The 19,589-nt window shown below is 61.9% G+C and carries 30 protein-coding genes and 3 pseudogenes; 19 read left to right on the forward strand and 14 right to left on the reverse strand.

The features are described from left to right. Positions 1 to 114: 114 nt before the first annotated feature. The 6 genes from MF6396_RS25915 to MF6396_RS25940 are packed head-to-tail and all read left to right on the forward strand — an operon-like array spanning position 115 to position 5,139. The gene (locus tag MF6396_RS25915) at positions 115 to 537 is read left to right on the forward strand and encodes a nuclear transport factor 2 family protein (protein ID WP_043861725.1); all 423 of its coding nucleotides are present in this window, start codon (positions 115 to 117) and stop codon (positions 535 to 537) included. Further along, a complete protein-coding gene (locus MF6396_RS25920) occupies positions 534 to 1,298 on the forward strand; it encodes an SDR family NAD(P)-dependent oxidoreductase (protein WP_043861724.1) in 765 nt (254 codons plus the stop codon). Before MF6396_RS25915 ends, MF6396_RS25920 begins: the two co-directional genes overlap by 4 nt. Then, entirely contained in the window at positions 1,295 to 2,542 is a 1,248-nt protein-coding gene (locus tag MF6396_RS25925; RefSeq protein WP_043861723.1) for an NAD(P)/FAD-dependent oxidoreductase, read from the forward strand. The genes MF6396_RS25920 and MF6396_RS25925 overlap by 4 nt, the downstream gene beginning before the upstream one ends. After that, positions 2,539 to 3,354, forward strand: coding sequence for a DUF1365 domain-containing protein (locus MF6396_RS25930; protein WP_078481842.1), 816 nt, complete (start codon positions 2,539 to 2,541; stop codon positions 3,352 to 3,354). The genes MF6396_RS25925 and MF6396_RS25930 overlap by 4 nt, the downstream gene beginning before the upstream one ends. Next, on the forward strand, positions 3,341 to 4,612 hold the full coding sequence (locus tag MF6396_RS25935; RefSeq protein WP_078481843.1) for an SAM-dependent methyltransferase: 1,272 nt from the start codon (positions 3,341 to 3,343) through the stop codon (positions 4,610 to 4,612). Before MF6396_RS25930 ends, MF6396_RS25935 begins: the two co-directional genes overlap by 14 nt. Before the next feature lie 26 nt (positions 4,613 to 4,638). Then, positions 4,639 to 5,139 (forward strand): DUF2878 domain-containing protein, encoded by a 501-nt coding sequence (locus MF6396_RS25940; protein ID WP_058540367.1) that lies wholly within the window; start codon positions 4,639 to 4,641, stop codon positions 5,137 to 5,139. Here MF6396_RS25940 and MF6396_RS25945 read toward each other — a convergent pair. From MF6396_RS25945 to MF6396_RS25955, 3 genes are all read right to left on the reverse strand, one after another. After that, entirely contained in the window at positions 5,108 to 5,632 is a 525-nt protein-coding gene (locus tag MF6396_RS25945) for a DUF3833 domain-containing protein (protein ID WP_043861719.1), read from the reverse strand. The two genes, MF6396_RS25940 and MF6396_RS25945, sit on opposite strands and share 32 nt — an antisense overlap. Next, positions 5,629 to 6,162 (reverse strand): chalcone isomerase family protein, encoded by a 534-nt coding sequence (locus MF6396_RS25950; RefSeq protein ID WP_078481844.1) that lies wholly within the window; start codon positions 6,160 to 6,162, stop codon positions 5,629 to 5,631. The genes MF6396_RS25945 and MF6396_RS25950 overlap by 4 nt, the downstream gene beginning before the upstream one ends. A gap of 113 nt (positions 6,163 to 6,275) precedes the next feature. Then, positions 6,276 to 6,467: a hypothetical protein gene (locus MF6396_RS25955; protein ID WP_043861717.1), complete on the reverse strand. Its 192-nt coding sequence runs from the start codon at positions 6,465 to 6,467 to the stop codon at positions 6,276 to 6,278. Positions 6,468 to 6,635: 168 nt separating this feature from the next. On the opposite strand from MF6396_RS25955, the gene MF6396_RS25960 reads away from it, so the two are divergent. Continuing rightward, on the forward strand, positions 6,636 to 7,037 hold the full coding sequence (locus MF6396_RS25960) for a glycine zipper domain-containing protein (protein WP_043861716.1): 402 nt from the start codon (positions 6,636 to 6,638) through the stop codon (positions 7,035 to 7,037). A 71-nt stretch (positions 7,038 to 7,108) separates the two neighbouring features. On the opposite strand, the gene MF6396_RS25965 is transcribed toward MF6396_RS25960, so the two are convergent. The 3 genes and pseudogenes from MF6396_RS25965 to MF6396_RS29655 all read right to left on the reverse strand — a co-directional run. Further along, a complete protein-coding gene (locus tag MF6396_RS25965) occupies positions 7,109 to 7,405 on the reverse strand; it encodes a hypothetical protein (RefSeq protein ID WP_043861715.1) in 297 nt (98 codons plus the stop codon). A gap of 78 nt (positions 7,406 to 7,483) precedes the next feature. Further along, positions 7,484 to 7,876, reverse strand: a complete 393-nt coding sequence (locus MF6396_RS29650) for a CZB domain-containing protein (RefSeq protein WP_370409334.1) — start codon at positions 7,874 to 7,876, stop codon at positions 7,484 to 7,486. 3 nt (positions 7,877 to 7,879) lie between these two features. Continuing rightward, positions 7,880 to 8,155: pseudogene (locus tag MF6396_RS29655) on the reverse strand (methyl-accepting chemotaxis protein); the annotation flags it as partial. Positions 8,156 to 8,680: 525 nt separating this feature from the next. Between MF6396_RS29655 and MF6396_RS25975 the strand changes: the two are divergent. Further along, positions 8,681 to 9,202 (forward strand): hypothetical protein, encoded by a 522-nt coding sequence (locus tag MF6396_RS25975; RefSeq protein ID WP_153046123.1) that lies wholly within the window; start codon positions 8,681 to 8,683, stop codon positions 9,200 to 9,202. A 31-nt stretch (positions 9,203 to 9,233) separates the two neighbouring features. Here MF6396_RS25975 and MF6396_RS25980 read toward each other — a convergent pair whose 3' ends face one another. Further along, positions 9,234 to 9,656, reverse strand: coding sequence for a hypothetical protein (locus MF6396_RS25980; RefSeq protein ID WP_058540370.1), 423 nt, complete (start codon positions 9,654 to 9,656; stop codon positions 9,234 to 9,236). A 130-nt stretch (positions 9,657 to 9,786) separates the two neighbouring features. On the opposite strand from MF6396_RS25980, the gene MF6396_RS25985 reads away from it, so the two are divergent. The 4 genes from MF6396_RS25985 to MF6396_RS26000 all read left to right on the forward strand — a co-directional run bounded on the left by MF6396_RS25985 (position 9,787) and on the right by MF6396_RS26000 (position 11,361). Then, entirely contained in the window at positions 9,787 to 10,221 is a 435-nt protein-coding gene (locus tag MF6396_RS25985; RefSeq protein ID WP_058540371.1) for a GNAT family N-acetyltransferase, read from the forward strand. A 46-nt stretch (positions 10,222 to 10,267) separates the two neighbouring features. Then, the gene (locus MF6396_RS25990; RefSeq protein ID WP_054914290.1) at positions 10,268 to 10,522 is read left to right on the forward strand and encodes a hypothetical protein; all 255 of its coding nucleotides are present in this window, start codon (positions 10,268 to 10,270) and stop codon (positions 10,520 to 10,522) included. Between the two features lie 154 nt (positions 10,523 to 10,676). Next, a complete protein-coding gene (locus MF6396_RS25995) occupies positions 10,677 to 11,009 on the forward strand; it encodes a hypothetical protein (protein ID WP_043861710.1) in 333 nt (110 codons plus the stop codon). 25 nt (positions 11,010 to 11,034) lie between these two features. Then, entirely contained in the window at positions 11,035 to 11,361 is a 327-nt protein-coding gene (locus MF6396_RS26000; RefSeq protein ID WP_078481847.1) for a DUF2388 domain-containing protein, read from the forward strand. Between the two features lie 129 nt (positions 11,362 to 11,490). On the opposite strand, the pseudogene MF6396_RS29325 reads toward MF6396_RS26000, so the two are convergent. Beyond that, positions 11,491 to 11,682, reverse strand: a pseudogene (locus tag MF6396_RS29325) (hypothetical protein); the annotation flags it as partial. Positions 11,683 to 11,852: 170 nt separating this feature from the next. Here MF6396_RS29325 and MF6396_RS26010 point away from each other — a divergent pair. Then, positions 11,853 to 13,001, forward strand: coding sequence for a serine hydrolase domain-containing protein (locus MF6396_RS26010; protein ID WP_078481848.1), 1,149 nt, complete (start codon positions 11,853 to 11,855; stop codon positions 12,999 to 13,001). Positions 13,002 to 13,035: 34 nt separating this feature from the next. On the opposite strand, the gene MF6396_RS26015 is transcribed toward MF6396_RS26010, so the two are convergent. The 3 genes from MF6396_RS26015 to MF6396_RS26025 form a co-directional block, all read right to left on the reverse strand. After that, positions 13,036 to 13,332, reverse strand: a complete 297-nt coding sequence (locus MF6396_RS26015; protein WP_078481849.1) for a hypothetical protein — start codon at positions 13,330 to 13,332, stop codon at positions 13,036 to 13,038. 235 nt (positions 13,333 to 13,567) lie between these two features. Beyond that, positions 13,568 to 13,987, reverse strand: a complete 420-nt coding sequence (locus MF6396_RS28550) for a hypothetical protein (RefSeq protein ID WP_153046124.1) — start codon at positions 13,985 to 13,987, stop codon at positions 13,568 to 13,570. Positions 13,988 to 14,011: 24 nt separating this feature from the next. After that, positions 14,012 to 14,245, reverse strand: a complete 234-nt coding sequence (locus tag MF6396_RS26025) for a hypothetical protein (protein ID WP_078481851.1) — start codon at positions 14,243 to 14,245, stop codon at positions 14,012 to 14,014. Between the two features lie 57 nt (positions 14,246 to 14,302). On the opposite strand from MF6396_RS26025, the gene MF6396_RS26030 reads away from it, so the two are divergent. Beyond that, positions 14,303 to 14,788, forward strand: coding sequence for a GNAT family N-acetyltransferase (locus MF6396_RS26030; protein WP_043861704.1), 486 nt, complete (start codon positions 14,303 to 14,305; stop codon positions 14,786 to 14,788). A gap of 72 nt (positions 14,789 to 14,860) precedes the next feature. Here the strand turns inward: MF6396_RS26030 and MF6396_RS26035 are convergent, their stop codons facing one another. After that, on the reverse strand, positions 14,861 to 15,328 hold the full coding sequence (locus MF6396_RS26035) for an anti-virulence regulator CigR family protein (protein WP_078481852.1): 468 nt from the start codon (positions 15,326 to 15,328) through the stop codon (positions 14,861 to 14,863). A gap of 103 nt (positions 15,329 to 15,431) precedes the next feature. Beyond that, positions 15,432 to 15,632, reverse strand: a complete 201-nt coding sequence (locus tag MF6396_RS26040) for a hypothetical protein (protein ID WP_043861703.1) — start codon at positions 15,630 to 15,632, stop codon at positions 15,432 to 15,434. Between the two features lie 175 nt (positions 15,633 to 15,807). On the opposite strand from MF6396_RS26040, the pseudogene MF6396_RS26045 reads away from it, so the two are divergent. Continuing rightward, a pseudogene (locus MF6396_RS26045) lies at positions 15,808 to 16,134 on the forward strand (nucleoid-associated protein); the annotation flags it as partial. Between the two features lie 272 nt (positions 16,135 to 16,406). On the opposite strand, the gene trbK reads toward MF6396_RS26045, so the two are convergent. Then, positions 16,407 to 16,751 carry an entry exclusion lipoprotein TrbK gene (trbK, locus tag MF6396_RS26055; protein WP_238596478.1) on the reverse strand — a complete coding sequence of 115 codons (345 nt, stop codon included), beginning with the start codon at positions 16,749 to 16,751 and terminating at the stop codon, positions 16,407 to 16,409. A gap of 369 nt (positions 16,752 to 17,120) precedes the next feature. Here trbK and MF6396_RS26060 point away from each other — a divergent pair, with 369 nt between their 5' ends. From MF6396_RS26060 to MF6396_RS26075, 4 genes are all read left to right on the forward strand, one after another. Further along, positions 17,121 to 17,510 carry a response regulator transcription factor gene (locus MF6396_RS26060; RefSeq protein ID WP_078481854.1) on the forward strand — a complete coding sequence of 130 codons (390 nt, stop codon included), beginning with the start codon at positions 17,121 to 17,123 and terminating at the stop codon, positions 17,508 to 17,510. 162 nt (positions 17,511 to 17,672) lie between these two features. Then, positions 17,673 to 17,939, forward strand: a complete 267-nt coding sequence (locus tag MF6396_RS26065) for a hypothetical protein (protein ID WP_078481855.1) — start codon at positions 17,673 to 17,675, stop codon at positions 17,937 to 17,939. Continuing rightward, the gene (locus MF6396_RS26070) at positions 17,936 to 18,250 is read left to right on the forward strand and encodes a hypothetical protein (protein WP_078481856.1); all 315 of its coding nucleotides are present in this window, start codon (positions 17,936 to 17,938) and stop codon (positions 18,248 to 18,250) included. The genes MF6396_RS26065 and MF6396_RS26070 overlap by 4 nt, the downstream gene beginning before the upstream one ends. A gap of 84 nt (positions 18,251 to 18,334) precedes the next feature. After that, complete coding sequence (locus MF6396_RS26075) at positions 18,335 to 18,676, forward strand: hypothetical protein (RefSeq protein ID WP_078481857.1); 342 nt, start codon at positions 18,335 to 18,337, stop codon at positions 18,674 to 18,676. Positions 18,677 to 19,589 lie beyond the last annotated feature (913 nt).

Consider the following 19,589-nt stretch of genomic DNA (forward strand, 5'->3'; position numbering starts at 1 on the left):
CAAAATCTGCAGGGATGAATTGACTTGTACAAATTTCCCTCTAACCTGCAAATATCTTGTACAAATAACAATACGTGTACAACTAAATGACCACAATGGTCATGGGTGCAGGCAATGTCCGAGTATCTCAAACGCTTTGCAGAGCGATTCTGCGCCATCGACGCGCACAACCTGGGTGTGCTGCGCGAGTTGTACAGCGACGATGTCCAGTTCCGCGACCCGCTGCATCAGATCCACGGCATGGCCGCGCTGCAGGATTATTTCGCTCAGCTGTACGCCAACGTCGATCAGGTGCGCTTCGAGTTCCACGGTTATGACCAGGTCGACGACGGGAAGGGCTACCTGCGCTGGACCCTGCACTACCGGCATGCGCGCCTGAACGGTGGGCGCCCGGTTCAGGTACAGGGTTGCTCGCACCTGATGTGGCGCGACAAGGTCTACCTGCACCATGACTACTTCGACGCCGGGGCGCTGCTGTACGAGCACCTGCCGGTGATGGGCAGCGTGATCGGCTGGCTCAAGCGGAGGCTGGCATGAGACGCATCTGGCTGACCGGCGCCAGCAGCGGCATTGGTGCGGCACTGGCCCCCCTGCTGCTGGCCCAGGGGCATCGCCTGGCGGTCAGCGCGCGCAATGTCCAGCCCTTGCAGGCATTGGCGCAGCGCTACCCCGACCAGGTACTGGTGGTACCGGGCGACCTTCGCGAGGGTGACCAGGTGCGCGCGATCGCCCAGCAGATCGCCCAGGCCTGGGGTGGCCTGGACCAGGTGATACTCAACGCCGGCACCTGCGAGTACCTGGACAGCGAAGCCTTCGAAGCCGCCATGGTCGAGCGCGTGGTGGCTTCCAACCTGTTCAGTGCCAGCCACTGCGTGGAGGCTGCCCTGCCCCTGCTGCGCCAGGGCCGACAGCCGCACCTGGTGGCCGTGGCCAGCGCCGTGACCTTTCTGGCGCTGCCCCGCGCCGGTGCCTATGGCGCCTCCAAGGCCGCGGTGCGCTACCTGTTCGAATCGCTGCGCATCGACCTGGCCCGCGAAGGCATTGCCGTGACGCTGGTCAGCCCGGGCTTCGTCGACACCCCGCTGACCCGGCGCAACGACTTCCCCATGCCGCTGTGCTGGCCCGCCGAAAAGGCCGCACGCCATATTGCCCGGCGCCTGCACAAGCGCCCGTACACCATTGCCTTTCCGCTCCTGTTCATCGCCGGCCTGCGCCTGGTCGCGCTGCTGCCGGTGAGCCTGCAACTGGCACTGGGCAAGCACCTGTCACGGCCACTGCGCCAGGAACCCCACCCATGAAGATAGCCATCATCGGCAGCGGTATCGCCGGGCTTACCTGCGCCCACCTGCTGCAGCGCCAGCACGCCATCACGCTGTACGAATCCAGTGACCGGATTGGCGGGCACACCCATACCGTCGACGTGCAGCTTGGCGAGCGACACTACGCGGTGGATACCGGGTTCATCGTGTTCAACGACTGGACCTACCCCAACTTCATCCGCCTGCTCGATCAGCTGGGCATCGCCTCGCGCCCTACCGAAATGAGCTTTTCGGTCCACGACCCGCAGACCGCCCACGAGTACAACGGCAACACCCTCAACAGCCTCTTCGCGCAGCGCCGCAACCTGTTGTCGCCGCCCTTCTGGGGCATGCTCTACGACATCCTGCGCTTCAATCGCCAGGCCCTGAACGACCTGGAGCAGCAGCGAGTCAACGACACCCTTTCGCTGGGCGACTACCTGTACATGAACGGCTACGGCGAGCGCTTCATCGACCACTACATCGTGCCGATGGGGGCCGCCATCTGGTCGATGCCGCTGGCGCAGATGCTGGGCTTCCCGCTGCAGTTTTTCGTGCGCTTCTTCAAGCACCACGGGCTGCTGTCGGTCAACGACCGCCCGCAATGGCGGGTAGTGGAAGGCGGCTCGCGCAGTTACCTGGCCCCGCTGTGCGCACCGTTTGCCGAACGCATTCGCCTCAACTGCCCTGTACTGGGCGTGACCCGCGATGCCGACGGTGTCAGCCTGTTCAGCCGAGCAGGCATGGAGCGTTACGACAAGGTGGTGTTCGCCTGCCACAGCGACCAGGCGCTGCTGATGCTGCATGATCCCAGCCAGGCCGAGCGCGAGATTCTTGGCGCGCTGCGCTATGCCGACAACGATGTGGTCCTGCACACCGACACCCGCCTGCTGCCGCGTCGTCCCCTGGCCTGGGCCAGCTGGAACTACCGCCTCGGCGGCTCGCAGTCCCAGCCGGCCGCCGTCACCTACAACATGAACATTCTGCAGGGCATCGATGCCCCGCAGACCTTCTGCGTGAGCCTCAACCAGACCGGCGCCATCGACCCCGGCAAGGTCCTTGGCCGCTACACCTATGCCCACCCGCAGTTCAGCCTTGCCGGGGTACGGGCCCAGGCGCGTCACGCCGAACTGTGCGGTGCCCGACACAGCTACTACTGCGGCGCGTACTGGGGCAACGGCTTTCATGAAGACGGCGTGGTCAGCGCGCTGCGCGTGGCCGCCCAATTTGGTGAGCAGTTGTGAACAGTGCGCTCTACCAGGGCTGGGTCAGCCACCGCCGCCCCGCCAGGGGGGATTTCGGCTTTGCCTACCGCATCGGCCTGCTGTACCTGGACCTGGACGAGCAGGCGCAGCTGCCAGCGCTGTCGAGGCTGGCCGGCGGGGGCCGGTGGAGCGCCTTTGCCTTCGACGAGCGGGACTATCTGCCAGCCGCCACTCACCAGGGCACGCCCCTCAAGAGCGCCGTGCTGGACCTGCTCGAACAGGTGCTGCACCACCGCCCCCAAGGGCCGGTGTGCGTACTGACCCAACCCCGCAGCTGGGGCCTGGCCTTCAACCCGGTGAGCTTTTTCTACTGCTTTGAAGGTGACGGGCGTCTGGCTGCGATTCTCTGCGAGGTCACCAACACGCCCTGGCGCGAACGCTTTCACTACGTGTTGCCCGCCGGCGGCCCGGGGCCGTGGAACTTCAGCGTGGCCAAGGCGTTTCATGTGTCGCCGTTCCTGCCCGCCGACCTGGAATACCGCATGCACTTCTGCACACCTGCAGCGCGTATCCGTGTGCGCATGGAGGACTGGCAGGCACACACCCGGGTGTTCAGCGCCGTGCTGAACCTGGCGCGCATCGAGTTGGACCGACGCAGCCTGCACCGGCACCTGCTGAGCTTCCCGTGGATGACCGCCAAGACCCTGCTGGCCATCCATTGGCAGGCCTTGCGCCTGCTGCTCAAGCGTCATCGCCTGTTCGACCACTTCGCCGCCCGGGGCACCTGGCGGCGAGCCAAACCGATCAATGCACCCGACAGCGCAAAGGACACCCCCCATGAAAAGCCCTGAGGCAATCCCGGCAAAACGCTTCGCGTCCGCCGGCAACGGCATCGGCGTGATGCTGCTGCGGCGCGCTGTGCTGCGCCAGCTCGAACGCCTGCGCCACGGCGCACTGGTGGTCATCGAAGCCAATGTGGTGCACCACTTCGGCGACGCCGGCGCGAACCTGCAAGGGCATGTCCAGGTAGTGGACGACGCGCTATGGGGCCTGATGGCCAGCAACGGCTCGATTGGCGCGGGCGAAGCCTACGTGCACGGCTACTGGACCAGCCCGGACCTCACCGCCGTGGTCCGCGTGCTGGTGGCGAACCTGGAGGTACTCGACGGCCTGGAAGGCGGGCTGGCACGCCTGGGGCGCCCGCTGCTGCCTGGCCTGCACTGGCTCAACCGCAATACCCGGCGCGGCGCCAGACGCAACATCGCCGCCCATTACGACCTGGGCAACGAACTGTTCGAGCGCCTGCTGGACCCGAGCATGATGTACTCGGCGGCCATGTTTCAGGGGGCCGACGATACCCTGGAACAGGCCCAGCACTACAAGTTGCAGCGCATCTGCCAGAAGCTCGCCCTCACCCGCGACGATCACCTGCTGGAGATCGGCACCGGCTGGGGCGGCCTGGCCATTTACGCGGCACGCCACCACGGCTGCCGGGTAACCACCACCACGGTGTCGGCCGAACAGTTCGCCTATGCCCGTCGACGCATCGACGAAGCCGGCCTGCAGGACCGCATCACCCTGCTGCTGGAGGATTACCGCGACCTGCAGGGCCAGTACGACAAGCTGGTTTCCATCGAGATGATCGAAGCTGTCGGCCATCGCTACCTCAGCAGCTACTTCAGGCAATGCGCGCGGCTGCTCAAGCCCGATGGCCTGATGCTGCTGCAGAGCATCACCATCCGCGAACAGCGCTACGCACAGGCGTGCCGCTCGGTCGACTTCATCCAGCGCTACATCTTTCCGGGCGGCGCCCTGCCTTCGGTAGGGGTGATGCTGCAGGTGATGGGCCGCGACACCGATCTGAACCTGCACCACATGGAAGAATTCGGCCTGCACTATGCGCGCACCCTGCGCTGCTGGCACCAGAACCTGCAGCAGGCGCGCCAGCCGTTGCAGGCGTTGGGTTATGACGACACGTTCTACCGCTTGTGGGAGTTCTACCTGTGCTACTGCGAGGGGGGCTTTCTGGAGCGTGCCATCGGCACCGCCCAGCTGTTGCTGGCCAAGGCCGGCGCACGGCCCGCACCGCTGCTGGGGCAACCAGGCTGAACCGGCGGACAGCGCATTGGGCAGCGGTGCTGGGCAATGCGCTGCTGTTTCAGCTTGGCTGGTTCGCCTGCGTGCTGGGTGCTCGCCACCCCGCCTTGCTGGCAGTGGCAGTGGCCTGCCTGGTGACGCACCTGAGCTGCCTGGCCAGGCCCGGCGAGGTGCGCCTGATCGTCGCCGTCAGCCTGTGCGGGTGGCTGACCGACAGCCTGCTGCTGGCGCTCGGGGTGTTCGAGTTTGGCGGTCATCGCTGGCTGCCGCCGTTCTGGCTGCTGTTGCTGTGGCCGGTGTTCGCCTGCACCTTGCGCCACAGCCTGCACTGGACCGCCAACCCCTGGTGGCGGGCCAGCCTGCTGGGCGCGGTGGGCGGCCCGTTGTCCTACTGGGGCGGTGTGCAGCTTGCCGGTGCCGGGCTGCCATTGGGCACCTGGCCGAGCCTGCTGGTGCTTGCCGCCGTGTGGGCCTTGCTGCTGCCGGTACTGCACCGTCTCGGCCGGCCTACTGCACCTGCTTGCGAAAGAACAAGGTGACCTGCCCGACTTCGATGCCGAACTTGGTCATGTAGGAGCGGTTGGCCAGGGTGTTATCGTCCAGCAGGTACATCCAGTCGTCGAAGCGGATGGCCCAGGTCTTGCCGTCCACCGGTACGTCGAGCACGTACTGCCAGCGCAAGGCGAAACCGGCGTTCTGCCCGCGCGCCTCTTCCACCACATCCCCGGCCGTGCCGCGCCAACGTCCCGGGCCGTCCGGGCGAATGGTCCAGGTGCGTTGCTGCCGGGTGCCGTCGCTGTAGGTGAAGTGCTCGTTCAGCACCACGTTATCGCCTTCGCTGCGCCCTTCGATCAGCACGTGAAAACGCTTGATGACCTCGCCGGAACGCTTCTGCACGATGCCCCAGCCGTCGACGCGGCCGTTGAAGTACTGGCGCAGGTCGAACGCCGGTGACTGGTTGCGGTAAGCCTCGACATCGACATTGCCGCAGCCGGCCAGCAGCAGGAACACCAACAGGTACCAGGCTTTCATGGGGAAGCTCCAAGGAGTTGCCGACGCAAGTCGGGGTAGCGGCTGCGAGGGTCCAGCCAGATGGCGAAGAACGCACGGGCGAATGCCTGGTCACGCACTTCGTGCTGCAGGCGCTCCCCCACATAGAAGCGACAGCCAAGCCCGGGAACGTACACGCCCGTGATGCGCATACCCGCCTCGACATCCACGAACGCCTGCTGCATCTGCGCCTGCCACTGGTCCCGTTGCGCTGCCGTCAGCGGGGTGGCAGACAGACGCTGGATCTCCTCGAGGCTGACCTTGACCAACCGCTCGCGACTGACCGCGCGCCGGTAGGTGATCTCGAGGGCGAAGCCATCGCCCTCGTTCAAGCGTGCACCGGGGGCCCACAATCGCGCCGTATAGATATCCAGGCCCCAGGTCCTGAATTCAGCACTGCCTACCAGAAGCGCATCCGGCAGGTCGGCCCGCCACCCCGCCTGGGCGTAACCGCAGGCCAGCACACCGATCAGCAACAGCAGCCTGCACAGCGCGATGGGTGGCGGTCGCATGCGGTACTCCCTGGCAGGCCCTTGGGCGGGGGGTTGCGGCGATACTTGCACATGGAAAATTTTATGTACAAGTTAATTGCCGTATCTGTACACGCTAGCACAGCCTGCAGAAGTCACTGCTTGACGAACACTACCCACGACGGCGAGGAGTCGATGATCTGCTCCTTGAACTCGATCTGGACCTGCCCTGCCCCGAACAGGCTGATGTCCTTCAGGCCCAGGCCACCCTGAACCACCACCCGTGCATCCTGTGGAAGCCGCGACAAGGCTGCCACCAGCTCGCCAACGGTCTTGTACTGCGCCATATCAACCTCACTGTGCAAAAGCCAATCGGCCATCTTCGCCGAGGCCCGCGAAGCCTCGCAAGGGCGCACCACGTTTTTAAATGGCGCGACGGGAAACCAAACCTTCAGCGCGCGGTCTGAACAGCACCAAAAAATCATCTTGCAGATCAAGTACCTGAGGTTCACATCATGCGTTTCACCCTGCCTACCCTCGCCCTGGGTATCCTGCTGCCCCTGACTGCCGTTGCCGGCGACGGCACCACCGCCATCGGTGGCGGGCTGGGCGGCGCACTGGGCAATGTCGTTGGCCAGCAGATCGGCGGCAGCACCGGCGCCGCCATCGGTGCCGGGCTGGGTGGCGCTGCAGGTAGCGCGGCTGGTGCGCGCAAGGGCAACCGCACCCAGGCCGCCGTGGGCGGTGGCCTGGGGTCGGCTGGCGGCTCACTGATCGGCAATGCGCTGGGCGGCTCCACCGGTTCGACCGTCGGCGCCGGCCTGGGCGGCGCGGCCGGGGGCGCGGTGGGCAATCATCTGGCAGATGACAACAGGCACAGCGCCAGCAAGCACAAGCGCAAGCACCGCCACCGTTAAGTCGCCTGCCACTACGCAAACGTCCGGCCATGTGCCGGACGTTTGCGTTTTGCATTGCAGCACAGTTGCAGTCAAACCACGCTGTACCACAGCACAAATGCCGCCATTGCGATGCCCTGCACGATCAGCAACACCCGAGCACCATCAGGCCGGAACGCCAACAGCCAATAGGCAAACACCAGTGGCAGGCACAGCAGGTTGGTCAGTGCCAGCGCGAAGATCGCCAGCACCGGGCCCAGCGAGGGGAACATGCTGGCCGGGCTCAACAGGCAGTACAGGGAAGCACAGAGACCAACCGCCGCAATGATGACTGCACAGACAACGCAGAAACGACGCGCGACGTCGCGCTCATCCAGCTCCCCAACCATGCAGCACTCCCTTTACCCGATCCGATCGCACGGATCCTACCACTTTTGCTCCCTCGCGCCGGTGCCTGCAACTGTCGATCAGTCGCCGCGATGGGCGAGCGCCTGCAGCACCTGGTTCACCTTGAGGCTGGCGGTCTCCATGCTGTCCAGCGAGGCCACCACCGCGCTCCAGTCCTTGTGCTGCGCCTGGTGCAGCGCATGGCTGGCCGATTCGTGGCAGATACGGTGGGGGTCGTCGAGCTGGGCGAATGCCCGGTCGTGCTGGTAGATCTGCTGGGTTTCCGGCATCAGGTACCACTTGCCCAGGCGGCAATGCTTGTGGTCCGACAGCTCAAGGTTAGGGTCCTGATTGAACAGGCGCAGGTACACCATCAGTTTGAACAACAGGTGGTCGAGCTTGACCGCCTCGCAGAACGAACTGAGCGCCATGTTCTCGATCAGGGTGGTCATGTGGTCCCCCATCACCACCATTTCGTCCAGGGTCTGCGCCGAGGTCGACACGTCGCCAGCCAGGCGCGTGGCTTCATTGGAGAGGTTGCCGATCGAGTTACTCGCCGCCGTGGTATCGACATTGATGGCGTCCACCAGCACGCTGATGTCCTGGGTGGCCTGGTGGGTGCGCTGGGCCAGGGCCCGTACCTCGTCGGCCACCACCGCAAACCCGCGCCCCTGCTCACCGGCCCGCGCCGCCTCGATGGCGGCGTTGAGTGCCAGCAGGTTGGTCTGGTCTGAAATGGCCTTGATCAAGCCCACGATGCTGCTGATTTCGCTGACCCGCGCCTGCAGGTGGGTCACGCTCTCGACACTGCTCACGCCTTGACCGGCCATGTGCGTGAGCGAGGTAGAGAACGACGAAAGCAGTTCGGACGTCTCGCTGAACACGCCGCTGTTGGCCTTGAGGTGGTCGACCTCCCCGCGCAGGGTTTCGGCCTGGCTGACTACCCCATCACGGGTCTGCTTCATCGACTCGTCGAACATGCCCATCTTGCTGTGCAGATCACATTGGTAACGGCTGTAGGCATTGAGCTCGGCCTGCTCACCCTGGGTTTGCGCCAGCAAATCGGTCAGTTGCTGGTTTTCCTGCTGGAGCGCCAGATTCTGCTGCTTCAGCTCCTGCAACTCACGCGCCTGTGCGTTGACCTGTTCTCGCCACTTTCTACCAAACATTGCCACAACTCCCCGGCACGCAACGCCTATCGATATGTGCCTCGATTTTAAAGGCGCAGCAGGGAGGCAACATTGACATCAATCAGCCATCATGCATGAATTGGCCCCTTGCGCACTGCCGCAGAGCGTCTGCATCGCGTTTTTCGCGTCCTTGAAAATGCCCGTGACCATGGCACAGTGCGTGGGCTGCAGTGTTTTCTCTTCGTTGTCGCAGGTAGCTGTATGGACAAACTCACCACCTTTCGAATGGGCCTCACCCTGGCTGCCGTACTGGGCCTGATGCCCCTGACGCTGCTGTTCATTGCCGGGTGCATCGGTTTTTTCTTCCCGATGTTGGTCATCAGTGAGCAACCGCTGTTCGCGATACCCATAGCCATGGGCCTGATGTCGATTTCGTTGTTCGGCCTCTGGTCGTGCTGGAAGATCTACCTGCTGGCGATGGCTGAAATACCCGTGGTACCCAACCGCCGCCTGCTGATCTGCGGGGTGGCAGTCACACTGATATGGGGCGGCGTGCTGGCCGGCTTCACTCACAAGTTCCCGCAGCTCGTGTATATCTTCATGATGCCCGGCCTGCTGTCGGCCGCCCTGTTGTGGCATACACTGCGGCGGGAACGGCAGGCGGGGTGACGCGCCCCTTCATCCCCCCTTGGTCAACGGCTTAGCGCTGGTCAGCCTCCAGCGACCTATCGGGCCTGCGCCGCTCGAGGGCGACCGCAAGCCCCGCCAGCAAAATGGCCAGCGCGTAGGCAAAAAGACCAAGGTTGACGCCCAGGATCATCTTCTCCGAACCGTCTGTGAGTACCATCGAGCCGCCGTAGCCATCGCGCAGCCAGTACGCCATCAGGAACCCGCCGGTGACGAACAGGGTCAGCAGGCTCGCCAGCCTCAGGTTATCGCGCCCCCACACCAGCCAGACGCTGTACGCACCAATGGCGGTATTGGTGAAGAGCTGCCAGGTTTCATGCAGGCGCGCGTGTGGCTCCCAGGCCTGATTGAAGACGTGGGTATCATTGATTTCGAGGATCGGTACCACGACGGCGTAAAACACGATACCAACGGTGACCATCAACTTCGCTATCATCGCAAACTTCCTTGTTCAGACCATGACGGGACTATTCGGCACTGTAGCGCCAAGTTGCGTATATCGCGACTTTTATGGATTCAGTGTCCCTGAAGTACACTTCGCGGCATCAAATCGACAAGGCGAGACCATGAGCCTATCCATCAGGCAAGCCCTGGCAGAAGACATCCACCACCTGACAGGCATTGACGCTGTTGCACGCAACGATGAACGCCGCCGCGAGCAGCTTGCGCAGGCCATCCGCGCACGTGAGTGCTGGATTGCCTGCAAAGCGAACGACGCCGCCACCCCCTTGGGTTATGGTTGCCTGGACCGAAGCTTTTTCGGTGAGTACTTCATTCCCCTGGTGGTCGTTTCAGATGCATCCAGGCGCACCGGTGTCGGCCGCCAGCTGATGACACACCTGGAGCGAGTCGCCTCGGCGCAGAAGGTGTTCACATCCACCAACACCTCCAACCTGCCGATGCGCCAACTCCTGGCACAGCTGGGCTATCAACACAGCGGGACAATCGAAAACCTCGACCCGGGCGACCCGGAACTGGTGTTCGTGAAGTTCATGCGTTGAGTGGGCTTGTCGCCAGGCTTCTACAGAACAGAAAAGGATTTCATCGATGGCATTTTCCCCGACAGAACGTACTGCCCTGCTGGCGCTCAAGGGCGTAGGCCCCACCGTTATCACCCGGCTCGAGCAGATGGGCATCGATTCCCTGGCCGAGCTGGGCAGATCGGATGTCACTGACATCCTTGCCCAGGCATCTGCCGCATTGGGCTCGACCTGCTGGAAGAACAGCCCCCAGGCCAGGGCCGCCATTACCGCAGCCGTGGACCTGGCCAGAGGGCTGGCCGACGGTGAGCCCGCGCGCTAGCGAACTCCCCATCGATGGCGGAACCGCCCGGCGCAGCACTGGTATCGCCCGGGCGAATCTTTCAAAACGAGACTCAGTGCAGGGTAATGAAAACCCTCACCCTGTAGTCTGCAGCGCTAACGCAACAATGATGCAACTACCAGGACCCGTGACCATGAAGTGCAAGTACCTGTTGCCCCTGGTGCTGCTGGCCGGCTGCACCACCCAGCCCAATCATCAGCCCAATCATCAAGGCATCGACTGGGGCCAGGGCACTTGCCCGGCCCCAGACCCGCAGAGCATCTCGCCCAACCACCAACTGGTGATCGAAGATGGCAAGACGCTCAAGTGCCAACTGCGCCCCTACGTGTCGAACATGGCATGCCAGGGCATCGTCGACAGCCAGAATGAAGGCGTCATCTGCCAGGACAACGTGGGCAACCAGATCATCTTTCTGTTCGACGACAAGGGCGTGCTGAGCCTGCATCGAAGCCTGAGATCACGCTAAGCCACCCGGTGCAATGGAACCGCAAATGACCGTATGGAACGCCCTGGGCGCCGCCCTGCTTGTCCTGGCCAGCAGCCACGCTGCGGCTGCCGAAAACGCCAATCCGTTCGACAAGGCGCTGATGTACACCACGTTCGTGCCGAGCATCCTGGTGGCGGGCACCACCGCGCTGACCTTCAATGCGCCCGATCTGTTCAAGTCGGCCAGAAGCGACGCGCTGGCCTTCGTTGGCTCGGATGGCCAGATACGCGGCGCACAGTTCGAGCAGGCGTCTCGGCATTATCGTGCGACCACCCAGCCACCTTTGATGACAGATCGGCAGCTGGCTCAGGCGATCACAGCCACCTACTGACCAGGCGAGGGTTCAGGCACCGGACTCAGGATCGCTCGCAGGCACGTCGCGCGTCTCCTTTCTCCCATCGCCCTGCTCGCGCAATGGCGAGCCCGCATGCGGGTGGTCGTCGCGACTGTGGTTTCCTGCCTCGGGATGCTCGCTCAGTACCGAGTTGCCGGCCTCCACATCGGTCATGTCTTCTTCGACCGCCGCTTCGTCGTCAGGCGGCAGTGGCACCTCTGGCGCCTCGCGCCTTGGATCGTGACCGGTTTCGTTGTCGGTGGTGCGCGTAACGCCCTGCTGTGACCTGTTGCCAGGTGCGTTCTCGTCGATGTCCATGGTGCTTCTCCAGGCTGCTGCACGGGATGCCCGCGCATAAGCGTGAGAAGCCTCGCAGGGTGTGGGAGTGCCGGGCATTGGACGAACGGTGCGCACAAGCGCAGGGCACCGGCACCCCCACCGCGCAGTACGGGCTAGAGTTCAGCGCTCGATCGAATGGAGTCAATGAGATGCAGGTACAAGGACGATGTGACGCTGCTTTTGAACCGGTCCGCCAGGCCTTCGCCGCCATCCTGGATGAGCCCCACGAGCGCGGTGGCGGTGTCTGCATACAGGTCGGCGGCAAGACCGTCGTAGACATCTGGGGCGGCGTGAAGGATGCGCACGGCCATGCCCCCTGGCAGCGCGATACCCTGGTCAACGCCTATTGCACCATCAAGCCGATCACCGCTGTGGCGGTACTCATGCTGGTGGAACGGGGCCGACTGGGTCTGGATGATCCCGTGGCCAAACACTGGCCTGAATTCGCTCGACACGGCAAAGAACGAATCACCCTTCGCCAGGTGTTGAGCCATACCAGCGGCTTGCCTGCGCTGCGCCTGCCGGATCGCACGCCCCACATGTACGACTGGAACCACATGGTCCAGGTGACAGCAGACGAACAGCCGTGGTGGTCGCCAGGCACACAGGTGGGGTACGGCGCGACCACCTATGGCTGGATCATCGGTGAGCTGATCCGCCGCGTGGACGGTCGCGACGCCGGGGTTTTCATACACCAGGAGATCCTCGAACCCCATGCGCTGGATGTGTTCCTGGGCGTGCCTGCCGATCAGTTCAAGCGTATCGCTCACTTCGAGCATGCGCCCGGTCGAGTGGGTGACCGGTTCGCACAGGACCTGCGCAGCCTCATCCTCAATGAGCCTGCGCATGTGGCGACCCTGGCATTCACCAACCCCAGCCTTTCACCCACCCGTACGGGTAATCCGCGCTGGTGGGGCTACCACCAGCCGGGCGTCTGCAGCCATGGCAACGCCCATGGCCTGGCGGGCTTCTACAGTGCCCTGCTGCAAGGCAAGTTGTTGGGGCCACAACTGTTGAAGGCGTTCGGCACAGAGCAAAGTGCAGGGTTCGACCAGACCCTGCGGCGCCCCATGCGCTATGGCCTGGGTTGCATGATGGAACATGCCGCCGACCCTGACGCGTCCTATTGCATGGGGCCGCAGGCATTCGGTCATGTTGGGCTGGGCGGGCCGGTGGCGTTCGCAGACCCAGACCGGGAGATGAGCTTTGGTTTCGTGACCACCACCATGGGCAGCCATGTGCTGATGGACCCTCGCGCCAGAACGCTTGCGGCACTTGCCTTCGCAGCGGTTGAGTGACGCATCGTGCCAGCGCTTACCGGGCGCTGGCGTTTCAGTCCTGATCGGCCAGTTCGCAGACGCCATTCGCACGATTCTTGCCGGTGTACGACACATCCGGCGAGCCGTCGGGCCTGATGGTGAGCGACACGGTTATCCCGCTGCCCTTGGCTTCGAAATAGTTGTCGTTGACTTTCTTCAACGTAGCCTCTTTGCCATTGATATAGATCGGCCCGCCTTCATCGGCGTGAACCTCGATGTTGCCTGGGCAGGTGGCGTTAAGCAGCGGGATGTCCGCATGGGCAATGCCGGCAGCGCTCACCAGCAAGGCGCCCAACAGTAGCTGTTTCATCGAATTGTCTCCTGAGTCGGCCAGGTGCCGAAACATCAGCAATAGCTCACTTCAACGGTGCACGCCACCCTGGTGCAGGGGCGGATGAATCGAATGCGCTACCACAGCGATGGATTCAAGATGAAAAGAGCCCCTCTCGGTCAACCAGCAAAGTGGCTGCAAGCAAAATGCCACCAAGTGCAAGAATGTTCGGAGCTGTTTTAAAATGCGCACTTTGTCATTTCAAAGGAATGAACTAGTGGTAAGTCACAATGCCGTCGCGTGCCCACACTGTCACGGGCAAAATGTTCAACTGCTGTCCGTTATCCATGCCGCAGGCACCTCCCGCATCAAAACCACTCATCAAGTGCAATCCGGAGTAGGGCCAAGTGTTACGGTCGAGACGACGGGTAAACATCAGACTGACCTGGCCGCCAGCGTCTCTCCCCCACCAGGCAAACGCTTGCTGGGGCCCGTCATACTTACGATCGTGGGCTCCATCATCCTGTATGACGGCCTTAAACTCATGAACACCTGGTGGGGAGTCGATTGGACCAGGTTCTTCATTGGCGTTGCGTTCATTGCAATCGGCGTGATCGGTTTTGTTCGCCATTGGCGGTTCAACGTCGCGCAATACGACAAGTTGGAAGTCTGGCGCCGTAGTTGGCTTTGTCATGCTTGCGGCACCCGATTTCAGCCCTCATAACGTGTGAGGCCACTGTCCCGACGCGTACTTGAGCCCGTCTAGCGCGGGCTTTTTTTGAGCCATTTTTCTGCATGAGCATAATTTAAGGGCCGCCAGCTTCTGGTTGTACTCGTCGAGGCTCATGCCGCAGGCGCTGTCACCGTACTGGTTGGCCAGGTTCAGCTTTTGCTGGTTGATCCGGTCGGCGATGGTGGCGGCATCGGTCTGCTCATCACGCCCCCTGGACATTGAAATAATGGTGGGTTGCCGGTATTGGTGAACATCAAGTCATCCGCAAGGCAAATCATGCAGCTAACGTTCCGACATCTCAGCGATGTTTCAACCGATGACATCATGGCGCTTAACAACAATCCAGATGTCTTACGCCAGATGCCCTTGGGCCGCCCCGACTTTGACGAAAAAAAATGCAAGGCATGGGTCGCCCAAAAAGAGGCCCAATGGGTCCTTAACGGATATGGGCCCTGGGCCTTCTTCGTCGAGAATGAATTTGCCGGTTGGGGTGGGCTGCAGAAAGAGGGCGACGACGCCGATCTTGCCTTGGTGCTCCATCCACACTACTGGGGATTGGGAAAGGTAATTTTCAATGAAATCGTACGGCGCGCTGTTCAGGAGTTGAGGCTGGAGTCGATTACCCTACTGCTTCCACCAACCAGAGTTCGAATCAAAGGTGTCCTGCGCCTAGGGTTTCGCCCTGACGGAGAAGTTGATATCGATGGTACGTACTTCAGGCGCTATCGGCTCCTTGTCGGGCCAAGCGCACAGCACCCGTAACCCTTCAACTCGCATCCAGAGGAGCAGGCGCGCCGCCTGAAAAGCCTGATGCGAGCTTCTAATAGATCGAGCTTAATCCAGCACTCCATTTATCACTTCGTAGATGATGCCAGTGGCAATAGCAACGAGAATCAAGTCTGTGCCAGCTTGTTGCCACTCATAGCCATCGTAGCGCGGTAGATGGCCGATAAGTCTTGCGTCGAGCTTTTTCGCGATGCCAGGAGGGAGCGGTTTTCCTCGTGCCAAGTTCTTCTGGATGCCAGGCGGTAGTGCTGGGCCTGGGGCCCAATAATTGCGGTAACTGTTCAGTACATTCAGGACGCTGCCACGATCAATGTTCGGGCCGTGGTCCCAGTCATTTTGCCCTGAACGCGTTCCCTTCGCCCCGCTCCCCTGGTTGCCGTGGCCTTGAGCATTGTGGGCGTTACCCTTTCCGTTGCCTTGCCCTTTTCCATTACCGGGGTCAGCGCATGCGCCGACCGAGCCTGTAACTAAAACAAGGCTTGATAGCACTGAGATCAACGTTTTCGATTTGAGCATGGCCGTACTCTCAGAAAGGGGATAGCCCCTCCAATGTAGACGACGCTGTATGAAAAGGTTCATTCACCACCATGCCGCATCCGGCCACGGAGGGCCACCAGAGTCACCATCTGCCTGCCAGGTAGAACATGCCTCCTGCAAACACAGTCAAGATGATGCCGTCCAGTACATCGCCAAATGCGGCGTTATCTGAGCGCCATGCTTCGAGCTGTGCGGCCAGAAAGAAGACCGCGATGAACAAGACGACGCCCGCGATGCGCCGCTGAACCTTGAACCTGGCTTTGTCGGTTCCGAACCACAGCATTCACGCCTCCTTCAGTAATCCATCCATAACCGCACGATAACTTGCGTAGGCGCCCAGGTCACAAAGGGCGGCGCATGCCGCCGCGGAGCATTACGTCTTGCCCCACCTGAATGCGCTCCCGCATTGACCCTGTTCCGACCGGTTGATGTTGATATTTGGGCCTCACTACACGGTGCAGGTGCTCGATGAAGATCGACCCGCGACCTTCGCCGAATTTATCAAGGCCGGGGACTACGGCCTGATGGAAAGCTTCACTGCGCACAAGCGCACCCTGAACCAGTTCAGGCGCTACACCGGTCGAGCAGAGGGTTTGTCGATCAGCTTCGAGCCTCACTTGCTCGGCTCCAAGATTGAGTTCGACCATGACAGCAGCAGCCTGACTATCCGCAACCTGCCAACGCAGCTTACTGATCAACTGAAGCGCCGCGCGGCCTGCCCCTTCGGCGCCGCCCGCCAGTGCCTCAGCGCTTGTCATGGAGCTCGGGAGGCCAAGCGCTCATGAACCACATCATTCCGGGAATCATCACGTAGATCCAGTGCTTGCCAGGGTAAACGCAGATGCCGACAGTCCAGATGACGAGCAACGTACCGCCCGCTCGCCGACGCCGCCGCGGCGTGAACCATTCCTGAAATACCTTATGCTTTTCCCGCAGTTTCACTACCACTCTCCCTGTTTGGTAAGCGGCGAAGCATAACACCAGCAGCGCTGCCCGCCAGCGCCTTCCCCCCATACGAAAACGCCGCCTGATGAGGCGGCGCTGACTGTAACGGACGTTACCAGGTCTTTGGCTCTGACTTTTTGTACGAGCCACCAGTCATGCACTTCTCGACCAGGTCTTCGCGAGCCTTGTTGTCTGGAAGCGACTTCAGGTAGTTGGGCTGGCAGTGTTCGGTAGTCGGCTCGTAAGCGGCAGTATCTACGGCGTCTTCTTTGCAGCCAGCCGAAATGGCTGCAGAGGCTGCTACGAGGGAAAGAAAGAAGACGGATTGGCAACTGACCCAGGCGTGCAGCGTAAAGCGCCAAGAACAGTTATCCGGCGGGCAGAAGGCCGCGGCCGGAGGAACAAACAACGATGTGCACCCGGCCTGTCGCCAGTAGCGAGGCCGGGATGGTTTCACCGACTGGCCTTGGCCACAGGGCCAGACGGGAAATCAACAGGAGGGTCGCCATCATGAAGTAGGAAGCGAAGTGCCTCGCCCAGCCATGGGAATTGGCAGCTCCTGGCCGCTACAGAGCCAGGCGCTGGCAGGCCGAGAGAATAGCCTGCCCGGAGCGCGCTGGAGCCACCAGCCCCGATAGCCAGAAGGTCTTCGGACGGTCCTGAACCAGTCGCGGTCGATGGCAACGACGCCGGAAACATAACCGGCCCAATCACCTGGTACTCCCCAGCACCAGGCTGCATTGGTCGTGACGCTCGCCCTCCCCTGGTCCGGGAGTTTTGCGGCGGCGAGCGTTACGACCAACGCAGCCACACACCGAGGCAAATCATGGAATCGACAATCGTCAGCGGCCAGTGGAACGGTCACCTCGGGCGCGGCCTAGCCCCGCGCGAGCTTCAATGCCTGCTCGCTGTTGCCCAGGGCATGACCGCGAAAGAGATCGCCCGCTCTATCGACATTGCACCGGGCACGGTTGCGAAGCGGCTGTCGGCGGCGATGTTCAAGCTCGGCGTGCAGCGCCGCGCCGCGATGGTAGCCGAGGCCATGAAGCGCCAGATCATCAGCCCGATGTGCTTCGTGCTCGTCGCGCTGATCGCGATGCACTCACTTGCCGCCGGTGGCGGCGACCCGATGCGGCGCGACCGCCGGGCACCTGAACGACGCATCGCCCAGGTTCGCGTGCTGCGCCGCGCCGAGAGCGTGGAGCTGCACTCATAGGTGGCCACTGCCTTCCCAGCGGCGAACAACGGAGGATGCCGCCATGTAACCGCCAGCCCTTGCCGGACCGCCATAAGCGGCCTCGGTAGCTCACGTGAGGTGGTACTTACTGAGCCAGCCCGGTACGCCGGGCTTTTTCTTGCCCGTCCCTTGGAGATCACCATGCACCCATCCATGCAGCAGCGCGTCGACGGCCTGGCCGCGATGCGTGCACGAACCACCCTGCCGCCGGCAAACCTGCACGTCATCCTCGGCCTGGCCGCGCCGGTCCAGTCTGTGCGCTACCAGGTCGTAGCCAAGGGCAAGGCCTACCACATCATTGAGTGCGCCACGGGCAAGACTCGGGTGTTCTGCTTCAACTACAAGGTCGCGGTCAACACCGCCCAGGCGCTGGAAGCTGCGGCTGATCGCAAGGCGGGCCGCCAATGAACATCGGCAGCCCTATTCCCGACCCACGGCTGCAGGTGATGGCCGACCTCAGCGCGCAGACCGACCAGTTCTTCGCGGCAGGCCGGCGCCCCGCTGTGATCCCTTCCGGCGTGAGTGGCGAAGGCTGCGGCACGAAGAGCCCGCACCAGCGCAAGCAGCGAGCTGCGCGTGACGCAGCGGCGCCCATGGTGCGAGAGCTGGCAGCCCAGGGCCTGAATGCCCAGGAGATCGGCGAGGCGATGCAGACCAGCCACACGCGCATCAGGCTGATCGCCCAAGAGAACAGCATTACCCTCGGCGGGTTGGCATGATCCGGCGAGTACTCAACCGCGCGCGGCATGGCCGGCGCCAGCAGCAGATCACTTTGCCGCCCAGCGGCTTGGGAGGTACCGGCCATGGCCGAGAAGAAGACCGGTGCAGCGAAGCACTCGGCGGATTATCGCGACAGGAAGAAGGCCGAGGCCGAGCGCCTGGGCATAGAGACGCTGCCTGTGGAGTCGGCTGCCGGGACGCGTGCGGAAATGGCCAAGGCGATGAAAGCTCACGGCTACACCCAGCTGCAGGAGCTGCTGCAGGACCTGCACCGGGCGTTCATTGCTGTTGATCATCGAGAGCAAGCGCGCCGCCTGAAAAAGCCTGACGCGCCAGCTTTTAAGATATCGCCAAAACTAGCGCGACGGTTTGAGACGGCCAGTCGGGCCGATCTGAAGCGCGACCCGGGCTATGAAGCTCAATAGGCCGCTACACATGGCCGGCCCGAGCGCTGAGGGTAGCTGCAACCCGCCGGAGAGCTTCTTCGTCTGCCTCACCATCAACTAAGATGAGCAACTGATTTGCTACAGGAGTTCCTTTTCCTTGGGTGCTCGAAAAAGGAGCCAGCTGCCTGAAGTCATAAACCAGAATCCCTGCTGTATCATTTGGATCGCTTAGCAACAAAGCTTCGCAATACCCACGGAGATCTACGGTAAGCAGTTCTACTTCAGTAACGAATCTACGCATTATTTCCCTCTCAAACATTTGAAAACCAAAAAATCACAGCTGTGGAATTTCCTACTCAGAGCCAGACATTATCAATGTTTGTTTTTTAATCGTAAGACCTAGCCTCTGACATAGTTCTCGAACCTGCAAATTTGTTAGGCTGTTTCCGTCACGGACAAATATAGAGTAGTTACCTGTAACGGCATTACCTCTTACGCGCTCAGCTTGATAGCTCATAGATTGCAACATACTTACTAATTGCTCTACGGACTCGAAGCTACCCGAGATATCCCAGCGCACTCCTTGCGTCTCATTGTGATTCTTTATATACCGATCAGAGACATTTATCTGCCTGAGCAAACCTTCGATATTCTCGAGCCTATCGATCAAGATATTCTTAGCGTCACCTTGATCCAAAGAATCAATCAGGGCACGATGCTGCCGCACCCTTGTAATGGGATTATCTTGATCCGGCCTCTCCGCACTCTCAGTGATTGCGGATCTTAATGCCGGGCTAAGCTCAGCCACTCCCCGCATATCGTTAGGGAAATCCTGAAAAAGGCTTCCTGATTTGGCAAAATCCCCGGACACCAATCACCGAGCTTTTCGATGATGAAGCAAATGACCTTCGCCGACGCCGAGTACGCCGGTAAGCGCAAGCAGACCCGCAAG

It is taken from the genome of Pseudomonas sp. MF6396, from assembly GCF_002018915.1.
Classification (GTDB): domain Bacteria; phylum Pseudomonadota; class Gammaproteobacteria; order Pseudomonadales; family Pseudomonadaceae; genus Aquipseudomonas; species Aquipseudomonas palmensis.